At 69.8% G+C, this 13176-nt stretch carries 9 protein-coding genes; 3 read left to right on the top strand and 6 right to left on the bottom strand.

All coding sequences use genetic code 11. From position 1 onward, the window contains the following. Nucleotides 1-114 precede the first annotated feature (114 nt). Nucleotides 115-2082: a ricin-type beta-trefoil lectin domain protein gene (locus tag ACIQD6_RS30355; RefSeq protein ID WP_401888586.1), complete on the top strand. Its 1968-nt coding sequence runs from the start codon at nucleotides 115-117 to the stop codon at nucleotides 2080-2082. A gap of 244 nt (nucleotides 2083-2326) precedes the next feature. On the opposite strand, the gene cimA is transcribed toward ACIQD6_RS30355, so the two are convergent. The 3 genes from cimA to ACIQD6_RS30340 all read right to left on the bottom strand — a co-directional run bounded on the left by cimA (nucleotide 2327) and on the right by ACIQD6_RS30340 (nucleotide 6744). Beyond that, entirely contained in the window at nucleotides 2327-3934 is a 1608-nt protein-coding gene (gene cimA / locus ACIQD6_RS30350; RefSeq protein ID WP_401888584.1) for a citramalate synthase, read from the bottom strand. Nucleotides 3935-4357: 423 nt separating this feature from the next. Continuing rightward, nucleotides 4358-5476 (bottom strand): branched-chain amino acid aminotransferase, encoded by a 1119-nt coding sequence (locus tag ACIQD6_RS30345; RefSeq protein ID WP_401888582.1) that lies wholly within the window; start codon nucleotides 5474-5476, stop codon nucleotides 4358-4360. A gap of 224 nt (nucleotides 5477-5700) precedes the next feature. Next, nucleotides 5701-6744 (bottom strand): 3-isopropylmalate dehydrogenase, encoded by a 1044-nt coding sequence (locus ACIQD6_RS30340; protein ID WP_401888579.1) that lies wholly within the window; start codon nucleotides 6742-6744, stop codon nucleotides 5701-5703. A gap of 128 nt (nucleotides 6745-6872) precedes the next feature. Between ACIQD6_RS30340 and ACIQD6_RS30335 the strand changes: the two genes are divergently transcribed. After that, nucleotides 6873-8465: a purple acid phosphatase family protein gene (locus ACIQD6_RS30335; protein ID WP_401888576.1), complete on the top strand. Its 1593-nt coding sequence runs from the start codon at nucleotides 6873-6875 to the stop codon at nucleotides 8463-8465. Between the two features lie 34 nt (nucleotides 8466-8499). Here ACIQD6_RS30335 and ACIQD6_RS30330 read toward each other — a convergent pair whose 3' ends face one another. The 3 genes from ACIQD6_RS30330 to ACIQD6_RS30320 form a co-directional block, all read right to left on the bottom strand. Further along, nucleotides 8500-8628: a hypothetical protein gene (locus tag ACIQD6_RS30330; protein WP_401888574.1), complete on the bottom strand. Its 129-nt coding sequence runs from the start codon at nucleotides 8626-8628 to the stop codon at nucleotides 8500-8502. A gap of 426 nt (nucleotides 8629-9054) precedes the next feature. Next, nucleotides 9055-10686 (bottom strand): L-glutamate gamma-semialdehyde dehydrogenase, encoded by a 1632-nt coding sequence (gene pruA, locus ACIQD6_RS30325; RefSeq protein ID WP_401888571.1) that lies wholly within the window; start codon nucleotides 10684-10686, stop codon nucleotides 9055-9057. Nucleotides 10687-10768: 82 nt separating this feature from the next. Further along, nucleotides 10769-11695: a proline dehydrogenase family protein gene (locus tag ACIQD6_RS30320; protein ID WP_401888568.1), complete on the bottom strand. Its 927-nt coding sequence runs from the start codon at nucleotides 11693-11695 to the stop codon at nucleotides 10769-10771. A 185-nt stretch (nucleotides 11696-11880) separates the two neighbouring features. Between ACIQD6_RS30320 and ACIQD6_RS30315 the strand changes: the two genes are divergently transcribed. Continuing rightward, a complete protein-coding gene (locus tag ACIQD6_RS30315; protein ID WP_401888566.1) occupies nucleotides 11881-13125 on the top strand; it encodes a PucR family transcriptional regulator in 1245 nt (414 codons plus the stop codon). The last annotated feature ends 51 nt before the right edge of the window (nucleotides 13126-13176 follow it).

Genomic DNA, 13176 nt, shown 5'->3' with positions numbered 1-13176 from the left:
CGTTCAGGTTGTGAATGCGCTTCCTCTTGACGGGAGTTCACCGGAGCAGTTCACTCACGCCGCACAGCACCTCCGCACCACCCCCCACACCCTGCCGAGAAAGGCAGCAGACTTATGTCGAGATCGAGATCGGGATTAAGACCGGGTTCGGGATCAGGATCGGCCCGCACCGGGCGGCGATCGGTCCGGACCGGGCTGCGATCGGCCCGCACCGGGCTGCGGCTGACGAGGATTCTCCTGTCCGGCGCCCTGGTCACCGCCGGGCTCACCGGGCTGTCGGCCGGTCCGGCGCAGGCCGCCGGCGAACAGGTCAACATCTGGCTGACGACGACCGATGACAGCGGCGGACGCCATGTCACCCGCGGTCTCCAGCAGCAGACCCCCGTCAACTTCCAGACGGGCAACGGCGGCAGCGGCACGAACATCAGCGTGGACGAGGGCACCCGCTACCAGACCTTCACCGGGGGCGGCGCCTCGTTCACGGACACCGCGGCCTGGCTGATGAAGGGCAGCGGGGCGCTCTCGCAGGCGACCCGCGACGACACGATGAGGAAGCTCTTCTCCCCCACCGACGGGATCGGGCTCTCCTTCATCCGTAACCCGATGGGCGGTTCCGACCTCGCCCGGTTCGGCTACACGTACAACGATCTGGCGGCCGGTCAGACCGACCCGAGCCTCACCAGGTTCTCGATCGCGCACGACCTGGCGGACGTGCTGCCGCTGACCAAGCAGGCGAAGCAGCTCAACCCGGCGCTGTCGACGATGGCCTCGCCATGGACGGCTCCGGCCTGGATGAAGGACAACGGGCAGCTCAACGGCGGCTGGCTGAAGGCGGAGAACTACGGCACCTACGCGAGCTACTTCGTGAAGTACCTTCAGGCCTACCGCGACCAGGGCTTACCCGTCGACTACGTCTCGGTGCAGAACGAGCCGACCTGCTGCGCCGGTTACCCGTCGATGAGCTGGAACGGCTCGGGCCTCGCGTACTTCACCAAGAGCGAGTTGCTGCCGAAGCTCCAGAGCGCCGGACTGTCCACGAAGGTGCTGGCGCACGACTGGAACTGGGACACGTACGACGCGTACGCGGCGGCCACCGTGAATGACGCGGCGGTCCGCGACCACCCCAACTTCGGCGGGATCGCCTGGCACGGCTACGGCGGCGACGTACAGAAGCAGACGACCGTCCACAACCAGTATCCGCAGCTGAACGCGTTCCAGACCGAGCACTCGGGCGGTACGTGGATCGCCAATCAGCAGCGCGAGGACATGTCGAACATCATCGACTACACCCGTAACTGGGCGAAGTCGGTGACCAAGTGGTCCCTGGCGGTGGACCAGAACCGCGGCCCGCACAACGGCGGCTGCGGCACCTGCGACGGCCTGATCACCGTCCACAACGGGGACGGCAGGCACGGCCAGGTCGACTACACCATCGAGTACTACACGATGGGCCACCTCACCAAGTTCGTGAAGCCCGGCGCCCAGCGGATCTCCTCCTCCGCCAGCAGCGCCGTGCCCAATGTGGCCTGGCGCAACCCGGACGGGTCCAAGGCGCTGATCGCCTACAACGACGCGTCGGCGGCCAAGGAGATGCGGGTCAACTGGGGCGGGCAGACGTTCAGTTACTCGCTGCCCGGCAAGACCTCGGCGACCTTCACCTGGGCCGGCACCCAGTCCGGTGACGGCGGTACGGGCACCACGGGCGCCGTCACGGGGCTCGGCGGCAAGTGCCTGGACGTCGCGGGCGACTCCAGCGCGAACGGAACGGCCGTCCAGCTGTACGACTGCGACGGCTCGACGGGCCAGCGCTGGACGTTCGGCGCGGACTCCACGGTCAGGGCGCTGGGCAAGTGCCTGGATGTGACGTCGGCGTCCACGGCGGACGGCGCGAAGGTCCAGTTGTACGAGTGCAACGGGTCCGGGGCGCAGCAGTGGAGATACGAGTCGTCCTCCGGCGACCTGGTGAACGTACCGGCGGACAAGTGTCTCGACGCGTCGGACAACTCGTCGGCGAACGGGACGCGGGCGCAGATCTGGGCCTGCACCGGGGCCGCCAACCAGAAGTGGCGGCTTCAGAGCTAGGGTCTTTCGTTTGGATCAGGCCGGATCAGGGAGCGGGGTCTGGTGCCGTGGATCGCAAGGCGGAGGAGTGAGGCGACGCGGAGCGTCGTGGAGTGACGACAACGCGGCGAGGCGCGGCACCAGGGCACGCGAGCCCGGCAAGATCCAAACGAGAGGCCCTAGCTGCTCTGTGCCGGATGTTCGGGACTCGATCGCCGGGCGGGCCGGGGAGCAGCCCGTCCGGCGATCGAGGCCGACGCGACGGTCACTGGGCCGGTTCGACCCCGGCCCGCAGCAGCCCGTAGGTGTACGCGTCCTCCAGCGCCTGCCAGGAGGCGGCGATGACGTTCTCCGCGACCCCGACCGTGGCCCAGTCGCCGTTGCCGTCCGCCGTGGTGATCAGCACCCGGGTGGTGGACTCCGTACCGTGCCTGCCTTCGAGGATCCGGACCTTGTAGTCCACCAGCTCCAGCTTGGCCAGCTGCGGATAGATCCGCTCCAGGCCGACCCGCATGGCCCGGTCCAGGGCGTTGACCGGGCCGTTTCCCTCGGCGGTGGCGACGATGCGCTCGCCCTTGGCCCACAGCTTCACGGTGGCCTCGTTGGCGTGCGAGCCGTCGGGGCGGTCCTCGACGATCGCGCGCCAGGACTCCGTACGGAAGTAGCTGCGGGGCCGGCCTTCCACCTCTTCGCGCAGCATCAGCTCGAACGACGCGTCGGCCGCCTCGTACGTGTAGCCCTTCAGCTCACGCTCCTTGACCCGGCCGACGACCCGGCCGACCAGATCGCGGTCGCCGCCCAGGTCGATGCCCAGTTCCTTGCCCTTGAGCTCGATGGAGGCGCGGCCCGCCATGTCGGAGACGAGCATCCGCATGGAGTTGCCGACCGCCTCGGGGGCGATGTGCTGGTACAGGTCGGGGTCGACCTTGATCGCGGAGGCGTGGAGTCCGCCCTTGTGGGCGAAGGCGGAGACGCCGACGTACGGCTGGTGGGTGGAGGGCGCGAGGTTGACGACCTCGGCGATGGCGTGCGAGATCCGGGTCATCTCGGAGAGCGCCCCGGCGGGCAGGACGCGCTGGTCGTACTTCAGCTCCAGGGCGGCGACGACGGGGAAGAGGTTGGCGTTGCCGACGCGCTCGCCGTAGCCGTTGGCCGTGCACTGGACGTGTGTGGCGCCCGCGTCGACGGCGGCGAGGGTGTTGGCGACGGCGCAGCCGGTGTCGTCCTGGGCGTGGATTCCGAGCCGCGCGCCGGTGTCGGCGAGCACGGTGGAGACGACGGCCTGGATCTGGGCGGGCAGCATGCCGCCGTTGGTGTCGCAGAGGATGACCACATCGGCGCCGGCCTCGGAGGCGGCCCGTACGACGGCCTTGGCGTACTCGGGGTTGGCGCGGTAGCCGTCGAAGAAGTGCTCGCAGTCGACGAACACGCGGCGGCCCTGTTCGCGCAGGTAGGAGACGGTGTCGCGGACCATCGCCACGTTCTCGTCGAGGGTGGTGCGCAGCGCCAGTTCCACATGCCGGTCGTGCGACTTGGCGACCAGCGTGACCACCGGCGCCCCGGACTCGACCAGGGCCCTGACCTGGGGGTCCTCCGAGGCCTTCGCGCCCGGCCGCCGGGTGGAGCCGAAGGCGACGAGCTGGGCGTGCCGGAAGTCGATCTCCTGCTGGGCGCGGGCGAAGAACTCGGTGTCCCGCGGGTTGGCGCCGGGCCAGCCGCCCTCGATGAAGCCCACGCCGAAGTCGTCCAGGTGCCGGGCGATGGTCAGCTTGTCGGCGACCGTCAGATTGATGCCCTCGCGCTGGGCGCCGTCGCGCAGCGTCGTGTCGAAGACATGGAAACTGTCGTTGCTCACCGTGGACTCTGTGGTCATGGTGTCCTGCTCCTGTCGAGTGGATGAGATCTGCCTTCCGGAGACATCGGAAGGTTCCGGAAGGCCTGGCTCCACTTGCCCCCATCTTCCCGCGCGGCTCGCTCTCCGCCGAGGTGGGGTCGGAAAACGAAAAAACCCCTCGCGGGTAGCGAGAGGTCTGCGCGCGGGTCTGAGGCACGATGGCCGCGCCGTACGGGGTGGTACGGGGCGGTCACTGCGGACCGGCGCGCTTGCTGCCGATAATCATGGCGAACGAGAGCACGAGCCGATTTTCGCACGTCTGCCGCGCTGGTGAAATCTCGTCTCACGATGCGGTCATATCCGGTGACACTGGGCGGTTGAGGGGCCCGGTGGGGGCCGGCGGGGCCCGCACCCGGATCGGATGCGGGCCCCGTCCCGTAGAGCCTGAAAAACCACCGGGCCTCAGCCCAGCTCGTGCATCCAGCCGTGCGGGTCCGCCGCCGAGCCCGTCTGGATGTCCAGCAGCGCCTTGCGCAGCCTCATCGTGACCTCGCCCGGCTCGCCGCCCGACTGGACCCACTCGCCGTCCGCCGACTTGACCACGCCGACCGGAGTGATCACCGCGGCCGTGCCGCAGGCGAAGACCTCGGTGAGCGTGCCGTTCTCGGTGTCGCGGCGCCAGTCCTCCGTGGAGATACGGCCTTCCTCGGAGGTGCAGCCGAGGTCCCCCGCCAGCTTCAGCAGCGAGTCACGGGTGATGCCCGCCAGCAGGGAGCCGGTCAGCTCGGGGGTGACGATGCGGTCGCCGTACACGAAGTACAGGTTCATCCCGCCCATCTCCTCGACCCAGCGGTGTTCCAGCGCGTCCAGCCAGACCACCTGGTCGCAGCCCTTCTCCGCCGCTTCGGCCTGGGCGAGCAGGGACGCCGCGTAGTTGCCGCCGGTCTTGGCGAAGCCCATGCCGCCGGGGACAGCGCGGACGTAGTTCTCCGAGAGCCAGACCGAGACCGGCTCGACCCCGCCGGGGAAGTACGCGCCGGCGGGCGAGGCGATGACCAGGAACAGATACTCGTTCGACGGCCGCACACCGAGACCGACCTCGGTCGCGATCATGAACGGGCGCAGGTAGAGGGACTCCTCCCCGCCGTGCGCGGGCACCCACGCCTTGTCCTGCTGGACCAGCGCGTCGCACGCCGCGATGAACGTCTCGGCCGGCAGCTCCGGCATCGCGAGCCGGCGGGCCGAGCGCTGGAAGCGGGCCGCGTTCGCGTCGGGGCGGAACGTGGCGACCGAGCCGTCGGGGCGGCGGTAGGCCTTGAGCCCCTCGAAGATCTCCTGCGCGTAGTGCAGCGTCATGTTGGCCGGGTCGATCGAGAGCGGCGCGTACGGAACGAGTTCCGCGTCGTGCCAGCCCCGCCCCTCCGTCCATTTGATCGTCACCATGTGGTCGGTGAAGTGACGGCCGAATCCGGGGTTGGCCAGGATCGCCTCGCGCTCGGCGGCGGACAGCGGATGCGCGGAGGGCTTGAGCTGGATCGTGGGCCGGGCCTCGATCGTGGGCGTGGGCGTACGCGTGGTCATGAATACTCGTCCTTCACGTTTGGTTGTGACGGACCGCGTTCACGTCGCTACTAGGACGTCCGAGCATTCCCGTATACCGCGGCCCGAGCCGATTATCACTCGGCGGGGACGGCGGAAGGAAGAAATGGGGTGAATGCGGCCCGGGGGCTGGGGAAGCGCCCGGTGGCCGCACAGCACAGCCGCCGGGTGCGAAGACCCGGCGGCTGTAAAAATCCGACGGGGTGTCAGCTCGCTACTCGTACGGCGAGCGCGTCGCCGATCTCGTCGGTCGTGCGCGTGGCCGTACCGTCGCGCCCGGCGAGGTCGGCCGCGACGGCCTCCTCGATCCGGGCGGCCTCGGCGTCGAGACCGAGGTGCCGCAGCAGCAGGGCGACGGAGAGGATCGTGGCCGTGGGGTCGGCCTTCCCCTGTCCCGCGATGTCCGGTGCCGAGCCGTGGACCGGCTCGAACATGGACGGGAAGGCGCGGTCCGGGTTGATGTTCGCGGACGCGGCCAGACCGATGCCGCCGGTCACGGCAGCGGCCAGGTCGGTGAGGATGTCGCCGAAGAGGTTGTCGGTGACGATCACGTCGAAGCGCTCGGGCTGGGTGACGAAGAAGATCGTCGCGGCGTCGACATGCAGGTAGTCGGTGGTGACCTCGGGGTACTCCTGGCCGACGCGGTCGAAGATGTTCTTCCACATGTGGCCCGCGTAGACGAGGACGTTGTTCTTGTGGACCAGCGTCAGCTTCTTGCGCGGACGGGAGTTGGCCCGCTCGTACGCGTCGCGGACGACACGCTCCACGCCGTACGCCGTGTTGAGACTTACCTCGGTGGCCACCTCGGCGGGCGTACCGGTGCGCAGCGAACCTCCGTTGCCCGTGTACGGACCCTCGGTGCCCTCGCGGACGACGACGAAGTCGATGTCGGGGCGGCCGGCCAGCGGGGTCTCCGTGTTCGGGAAGAGCTTCGACGGGCGGAGGTTCACGTAGTGGTCGAAGGCGAAGCGCAGCTTGAGCAGCAGCCCGCGCTCCAGGACGCCGGACGGCACGGTCGGGTCGCCGATCGCGCCGAGCAGGATGGCGTCATGGCCCTTGAGGGCTTCCAGCTCCGTGTCCGGGAGGGTCTCCCCGGTCCGGTGCCAGCGGCTCGCGCCGAGGTCGTACTTCCTGGTCTCCAGCTTCACATCCTGCGGAAGGACGGAACTCAGGACTTTCAGGCCCTGGGCCACGACCTCCTGACCGATGCCGTCACCGGGGATCACTGCGAGATTGATGCTGCGAGACATGCCCGCACCCTACCCCCCGTCCCACTGCCTGACACGGACCGTCCATTCTGTGGACACATTGCGATTCGGTCGCCCGCCGTACGCCCTGGCTCCACGCTTGGGCCACCCGCCGGTGTCACCGTCGGGCCATGGACACTCCCCGCGTCGGGATTCCCGACCATCTCGCTTCCCGCATGAGCATGCCGGAGCAGCACGAGTACCTGCGCGACCGTATCGGACGGCGCGGCCTGCTGCGCGCGGGCACGATCGCCGCCGGGACCGTGGCGGGCGCCGGTCTGCTGGGCTCCAGCTCGGCGACCGCGGGCGGCACCGCGAACGGCCTCGCCGGAGCCGGAGCCCCCGCCTTCCTGCCGTCGTCGGCCACCACCCGGGTCGACGGATCGCTGGTGGCGCCCTTCGGCCGGCATCTGGCCTTCGGCTCCGACCCGAAGACGAGGATGACGGTCTCCTGGCAGGTGCCGTTCGCGGTCAAGAACCCCTACGTACGGGTGGGCCTGAAGCCCTGGGACCTGAGCCAGAAGATCACGGCCGAGGTCCGGTCGCTGCACACGCCGTCGCTGTCGGCGAAGCTGCCGGCGGTGGAGCAGTACTACCTGCACGCGGCGCTGGAGCGGCTGCGCCCCGGGACGACGTACTACTACGGCGTGGGCCACGACGGCTTCGACCCGGCGGACGCGCGCAACCTCGGGACCGTCAGCACGTTCCGTACGGCCCCGGCCCGCGCCGAGTCGTTCGTCTTCACGGCCTTCGGCGACCAGGGGGTCTCGTACGACGCTCTCGCCAACGACCAGGTGATCCTCGGCCAGAACCCGGTCTTCCATCTGCACGCGGGCGACATCTGCTACGCGGACACCAGCGGCCAGGGCACCGAGTCGGACACGTACGACGCCCGGGTCTGGGACCAGTTCCTGGCGCAGACCGAGACGGTGGCCTCGCGGGTGCCGTGGATGGTGACGACGGGCAACCACGACATGGAGGCGTGGTACTCCCCCAACGGCTACGGCGGCCAGAACGCGCGCTGGACCCTGCCGGACAGCGGCCTCGACCCGGTGAAGTCGCCGGGCGTGTACTCCTTCACGTACGGCAACGTCGGCGTGGTGGCCCTGGACGCCAACGACATCTCGTACGAGATCCGCGCCAACACCGGCTACACGGACGGCGCCCAGACCCGCTGGCTGGACCGGCGCCTGGGCGAGCTGCGCGCGGACCAGGGCATCGACTTCATCGTGGTGTTCTTCCACCACTGCGCCTTCTCCACGACCAACTCGCACGCCTCGGACGGCGGGGTGCGCGACGCGTGGGTGCCGCTCTTCGACAAGCACGGCGTGGACCTGGTCGTCAACGGCCACAACCATGTGTACGAGCGCACCGACGCGCTGCGCGGCGGGAAGGTCGGGCGCAAGACCCCGATCGGCGAGTCCGTCAGCTCGGTGCGGGACGGCATCGTGTACGTCACGGCGGGCGGCGCGGGCAAGGCGCTGTACGACTTCCCCGTACCGGACAGCTACGAGGGTCATGTCGCCGACCTGGACAGTGTGCCGTCGTACCACTGGGAGACCGGCGGCAAGAAGGCCACCGAGACCGTGGAGTGGTCGCGGGTGCGCTACACGGGCTTCTCGTTCCTCGCCGTCGAGGTGACGACGGGCAGCAGCCCGGAGCTGAAGGTCACCGCGCTCGCCGAGACGGGCGAGCGGGTGGACCATTTCACCGTCACCCGCTGATCCCCGTCCGCACAGGCGGCCGGGCGGATACGGCTCAGTGACCGGTCGAGCCGCCGTTGTCCCTGCGGTCGAGCGCGCGCTGCAGGGCGGCGGCGGCATTCCTGCGGTCGGCGTCGCTCGTACGGGGGGTGTGACGGACGCGTCGGACTGTCGTCTCGGCCATGGTGATCGACTCCTTGAGATCGCTGAGTCATACGGCGGGGCCGCATGACGAATCCACGAGGCGCCGGAAGAGGCGGAGGGCGTGCGCCGCAGGGGTTACCTGCCTGAGGGCGCGGGCCCACGACCGCCATTCGCTGGATGAAGCGAGACGTTCGGCTATTCCAAGCTAAGGGAGCCGGGACGCCCTGTCTCTTCATTTACTCGGACGTCCTAGTATCTGAGACAGGGATCACTTCGCCCTGCGAAAGCCGGTTCCCGTCATCCCGTCAGGAAGAGGGGATTTCGGAGTACGGGGTTCCCGGAGGAACGGGATTCCTGGAGCCCGAGGCCCCGGAGCATGAGTCCGCCCCCGGGCCGGCTGGGGAGCCGGCCCGGGGGCGGTGTCCTGCCGGGGCCACGCCCCTTACGGGGCAGCCCGTGCGCGGGGTCAGCCCATGTGCGGGTAGCGGTAGTCCGTCGGCGGCACCAGCGTCTCCTTGATGGCGCGGGTCAGCGTCCAGCGCATCAGGTTCTGCGGGGCGCCCGCCTTGTCGTTCGTACCGGACGCGCGGCCACCGCCGAAGGGCTGCTGGCCGACGACGGCGCCGGTCGACTTGTCGTTGATGTAGAAGTTGCCGGCCGCGTAGCGCAGCTTCTCCATCGCGTCGGCGGCGGCCGCGCGGTCGTTGGCGATGACCGCGCCGGTCAGCGCGTACGCCGAGACGGACTCCATCTGCGCCAGCACCGACTCGTAGTCGGCGTCGTCGTAGACGTGCACCGCGAGGATCGGGCCGAAGTACTCGGTCCTGAAGACCTCGTTCTCGGGGTCGGTGCAGGCGATGACGGTGGGCCGGACGAAGTAGCCGACGGAGTCGTCGTACGTACCGCCCGCGACGATCGTGCAGGTCGGGTCGGCGGCGGCGCGGTCGATCGCGGCCTTGTTCTTGGCGAAGGCGCGCTCGTCGATGACAGCGCCGATGAAGTTCGTCAGGTCGGTGACATCACCCATGGCGATCCCGTCGACCTCGGCCGCGAACTCCTCCTTGAAGCCGTCGTTCCAGATCGACGCGGGAACGTACGCGCGCGAGGAGGCGGAACACTTCTGGCCCTGGAACTCGAAGGAGCCCCTGGTCAGCGACATCTTGAGGATTCCGCGGTCGGCGCTCGGGTGCGCGACGACGAAGTCCTTGCCGCCCGTCTCACCGACGATCCGCGGGTAGGAGCGGTACTTCTCGATGTTGTTGCCGACCGTCTTCCACAGGTGCTGGAAGGTCTTGGTCGAACCGGTGAAGTGGATACCGGCCAGCTCCGGGTGGTTCAGCGCCACCTCGGAGACGGCGATGCCGTCGCCCGTCACGAGGTTGATGACGCCCTTGGGCAGCCCCGCCTCCTCCAGCAGCTCCATCAGCAGCACCGCCGCCAGCGTCTGGGTCGGGGACGGCTTCCACACCACGACATTGCCCATGAGCGCGGGCGCGGTCGGCAGGTTGCCCGCGATCGCCGTGAAGTTGAACGGCGTGATCGCGTAGACGAAGCCTTCGAGCGGGCGGTGGTCGAGACGGTTCCAGACGCCCGGCGAGTTGGCCGGAGGCTGCTCGGCGAGCAGGTCACGGGCGTACTTGACGTTGAAGCGCCAGAAGTCGATCAGCTCGCAGGGGGTGTCGATCTCGGCCTGCTGGGCGGTCTTCGACTGGCCGAGCATGGTCGCCGCGGCCAGTGTCTCGCGCCACGGTCCCGACAGCAGTTCGGCCGCCCGCAGGATGATCGCGGCGCGGTCGTCGAAGGCCATCGCGCGCCATGCCGGGGCGGCGGCCAGGGCGGCGTCGACCGCGTCCTGCGCGTCCTGCTCGGTGGCTCCGGCGAACGTACCGAGTACGGACTTGTGGTTGTGCGGCTGTACGACGCTGACGCGCTCGCCGCCGCCCATCCGCTTCACGCCGCCGATCGTCATCGGAAGGTCGACCGGGTTCTCGGCCAGCTCCTTGAGCTTGACCTCCAGACGGGCCCGCTCGGGGGAACCGGGGGCGTAGCCGTGCACCGGCTCGTTGACCGGCGCGGGTACCTGGGTCACAGCATCCATGGTGCCGAATCTCCTTAATCTGCTTTATCTGTAGGTCAGTCGGTGCGAATCGGTGCGTACCGGCGTGCGGCGGTACGGGGGTTCAGCCGCGGCTGACCAGCGAACGCAGGAAGAACGCGAGGTTGGCGGGGCGCTCGGCGAGGCGGCGCATGAAATATCCGTACCAGTCGGTGCCGTAGGCGATGTAGACACGCACCCGGTGTCCCTCGGCGGCGAGCCGGTCCTGCTCGGCCGCGCGAATCCCGTACAGCAACTGGAACTCGTACTCATCGAGTTTACGTCCGGCACGCCGGGCGAGATCCTGACCGATCGCTATGACGCGCGGGTCGTGGGAGCCGATCATCGGATAACCACTGCCCTCCATCAGGATCTTGAGGCAGCGGATGTACGCCTTGTCGACCTCGGCCTTGTCCTGGTACGCGACGGTGGCGGGCTCGTTGTACGCGCCCTTGACCAGGCGTACGCGCGCCCCGGCGGCGGCCAGCGCGCGGCAGTCGTCCTCCGTACGGAAGAGGTACGACTGGACGACGGCGCCCGTCTCCGGGAAGCGCGCGAACAGCTCGCCGTGGATGGCGAGCGTCGAGTCGACGGTGGTGTGGTCCTCCATGTCGAGGGTGACCGTCGTGCCGATCGCGGCGGCGGCCTCGACGACGGCGGTGACGTTCTTCAGCGCGAGGTCGTGTCCGCCGGGCAGGGCCTGGCCGAAGGAGGACAGCTTCACCGACATCTCGGCGCGCGTCCCCAGCTCCAGCGGCGCGAGGGCCTCGATCAGCCGCAGGTAGGAGTCCCGGGCGAGCAGCGCGGCGGCCGGGTCGGTGATGTCCTCGCCGAGGACGTCGAGCGTGACCTCCAGGCCGCGGTCGGCCATGGCCTGGATGACGGGCGCCGTCTCCTCGACCGATTCACCTGCGACGAAACGCTTCACCACGGGCTTGGTGACCGGTGCGGCCGAGACGGCACGGCGCATGGTGCCGCTGCGGGACGCGGCGAGGATCACGGGACCCAGCACAGGGCACCTCCACGGTAGGACGAGCGGGGCCGGACCGGAGTGGACCAGAAATGACCATGTCCGGTACGGCACGGAGAACCACTGTGAAACCTAGGGACCGCTCCGATCCTCTGCCATCGACAGCTGTCACGCATCCGTGGCCCGGATCTCAGACATTTGTCTGAAGGCGGTGCGAGAATGTCCGGATGAAAGGCGATTACCAGGACCTGGTGGACGAGATCTCGGCGCTGCTCGGCGTCCCCGCGACCCTGGAGAACCGGGACTTCGGCCTGATCGCCTTCGGCGCGCACGACAGCGAGGACGACACGGCGATGGACCCCGTCCGGACCCGCTCGATCCTGACGAGGAAGTCCACCCCGGCGGTCCGCGCGTGGTTCGAGGCCTTCGGCATCACCCGCGCCACGGAACCGGTCCGTATCCCGGCGGCCCCGGAGGCGGGGGTGTTCCGGGACCGGATCTGTCTGCCCGTTCGGCACCGGGGCATGGTGCTCGGATACGTCTGGCTGCTGGGCGACTCCGACCCGGGCCCGAGCGAGGCCCGGCTGGCGGCGGCCATGGAGGTGACGTCCCGGATCGGCGACCTGCTGGCCGAGGAGGTGAAGGCGGGCACGGACCTCTCCCGGGAGCTGCGGGCCGTCCTCACGGCGGAGCCCGGCTGGCAGCGGGACATGGCGGTGGCGGCGCTGCGCACCGCGCTGGGACCGGGCGCGGACGGGCTGCATGTGGTGGCGTGTGTGGCGCCGTGGCGGGGCGAGGAACCACGGGTACGGGCGGTGCCGGGGACGGCGGCCCTGTGCACGCTGCCGTACGGGCCGGGGCCCGGCCAGGGGCAGTCTCCTCAGGAGCCTGCGTCCGAGTACGCCTCCGAGCATGCGGGGCCGGATGCCCTTCCGGCGGCCGAGGACGGGGCGGCCACCTCCTCCGGCGGCGTCGAGGCGCTGGCCCTGCTCGTGCGGCTCCGCTCGGCGGACGCGCTCCCGCCCGTCCTCGCGGCCGTGTCCCGGCTGCGCGAGGGCGCGGGCCCGGAAGCCGCTGCCGGGGCCGGGGCGCCGCGCCGGGGTCCGCACGAGCTTCCGGCGGCCTGGCGGGAGGCGGTCGCGGCGGCCCGCGCGTCCGTGGCGCAGCCTCGCCTCGGCCCGGTCGCGCAGTGGGCGTCGATGGGCGCGTACCGCCTGCTGACCGCGCTCCCCACCGGGCCCGACCCCGCCGTCCGGCCGCTGCTCACCCGGGCCCACGGCGAACTGGCGCACACCGCCGAGGTGTTCCTCGACCACGCGGGCCAGGCGGGCCGCACGGCGGCGGCCCTCGGCATCCACCGCCAGACGCTCTACTACCGGCTCTCCCGGATCGAACAGCTGACGGGCCTGGACCTGGACGAGGGCGAGGACCGCCTGCTCCTGCACATGGCGCTGAAGTCGGCCCGGCTCTGACCTGTGCCGAAGGGCCCGGTGGAAGCCACCGGGCCCTTCGGATCGTTCAGT

It is taken from the genome of Streptomyces sp. NPDC088400 (assembly GCF_044753355.1).
Lineage (GTDB): Bacteria > Actinomycetota > Actinomycetes > Streptomycetales > Streptomycetaceae > Streptomyces.
Note: the sequence above shows the minus strand (reverse complement) of the source record. Positions and strands in the feature narration are given on the sequence as shown.

Excerpts from the sequence above, each read along its gene's own strand:
- ACIQD6_RS30355 (WP_401888586.1), top strand. The coding sequence starts at position 115 with ATGTCGAGATCGAGATCGGGATTAAGACCGGGTTCGGGATCAGGATCG.
- cimA (WP_401888584.1), bottom strand. The coding sequence starts at position 3,934 with ATGACCACAGAGTCCACGGTGAGCAACGACAGTTTCCATGTCTTCGAC.
- ACIQD6_RS30345 (WP_401888582.1), bottom strand. The coding sequence starts at position 5,476 with ATGACCACGCGTACGCCCACGCCCACGATCGAGGCCCGGCCCACGATC.
- ACIQD6_RS30340 (WP_401888579.1), bottom strand. The coding sequence starts at position 6,744 with ATGTCTCGCAGCATCAATCTCGCAGTGATCCCCGGTGACGGCATCGGT.
- ACIQD6_RS30335 (WP_401888576.1), top strand. The coding sequence starts at position 6,873 with ATGGACACTCCCCGCGTCGGGATTCCCGACCATCTCGCTTCCCGCATG.
- ACIQD6_RS30330 (WP_401888574.1), bottom strand. The coding sequence starts at position 8,628 with ATGGCCGAGACGACAGTCCGACGCGTCCGTCACACCCCCCGTACGAGC.
- pruA (WP_401888571.1), bottom strand. The coding sequence starts at position 10,686 with ATGGATGCTGTGACCCAGGTACCCGCGCCGGTCAACGAGCCGGTGCAC.
- ACIQD6_RS30315 (WP_401888566.1), top strand. The coding sequence starts at position 11,881 with ATGAAAGGCGATTACCAGGACCTGGTGGACGAGATCTCGGCGCTGCTC.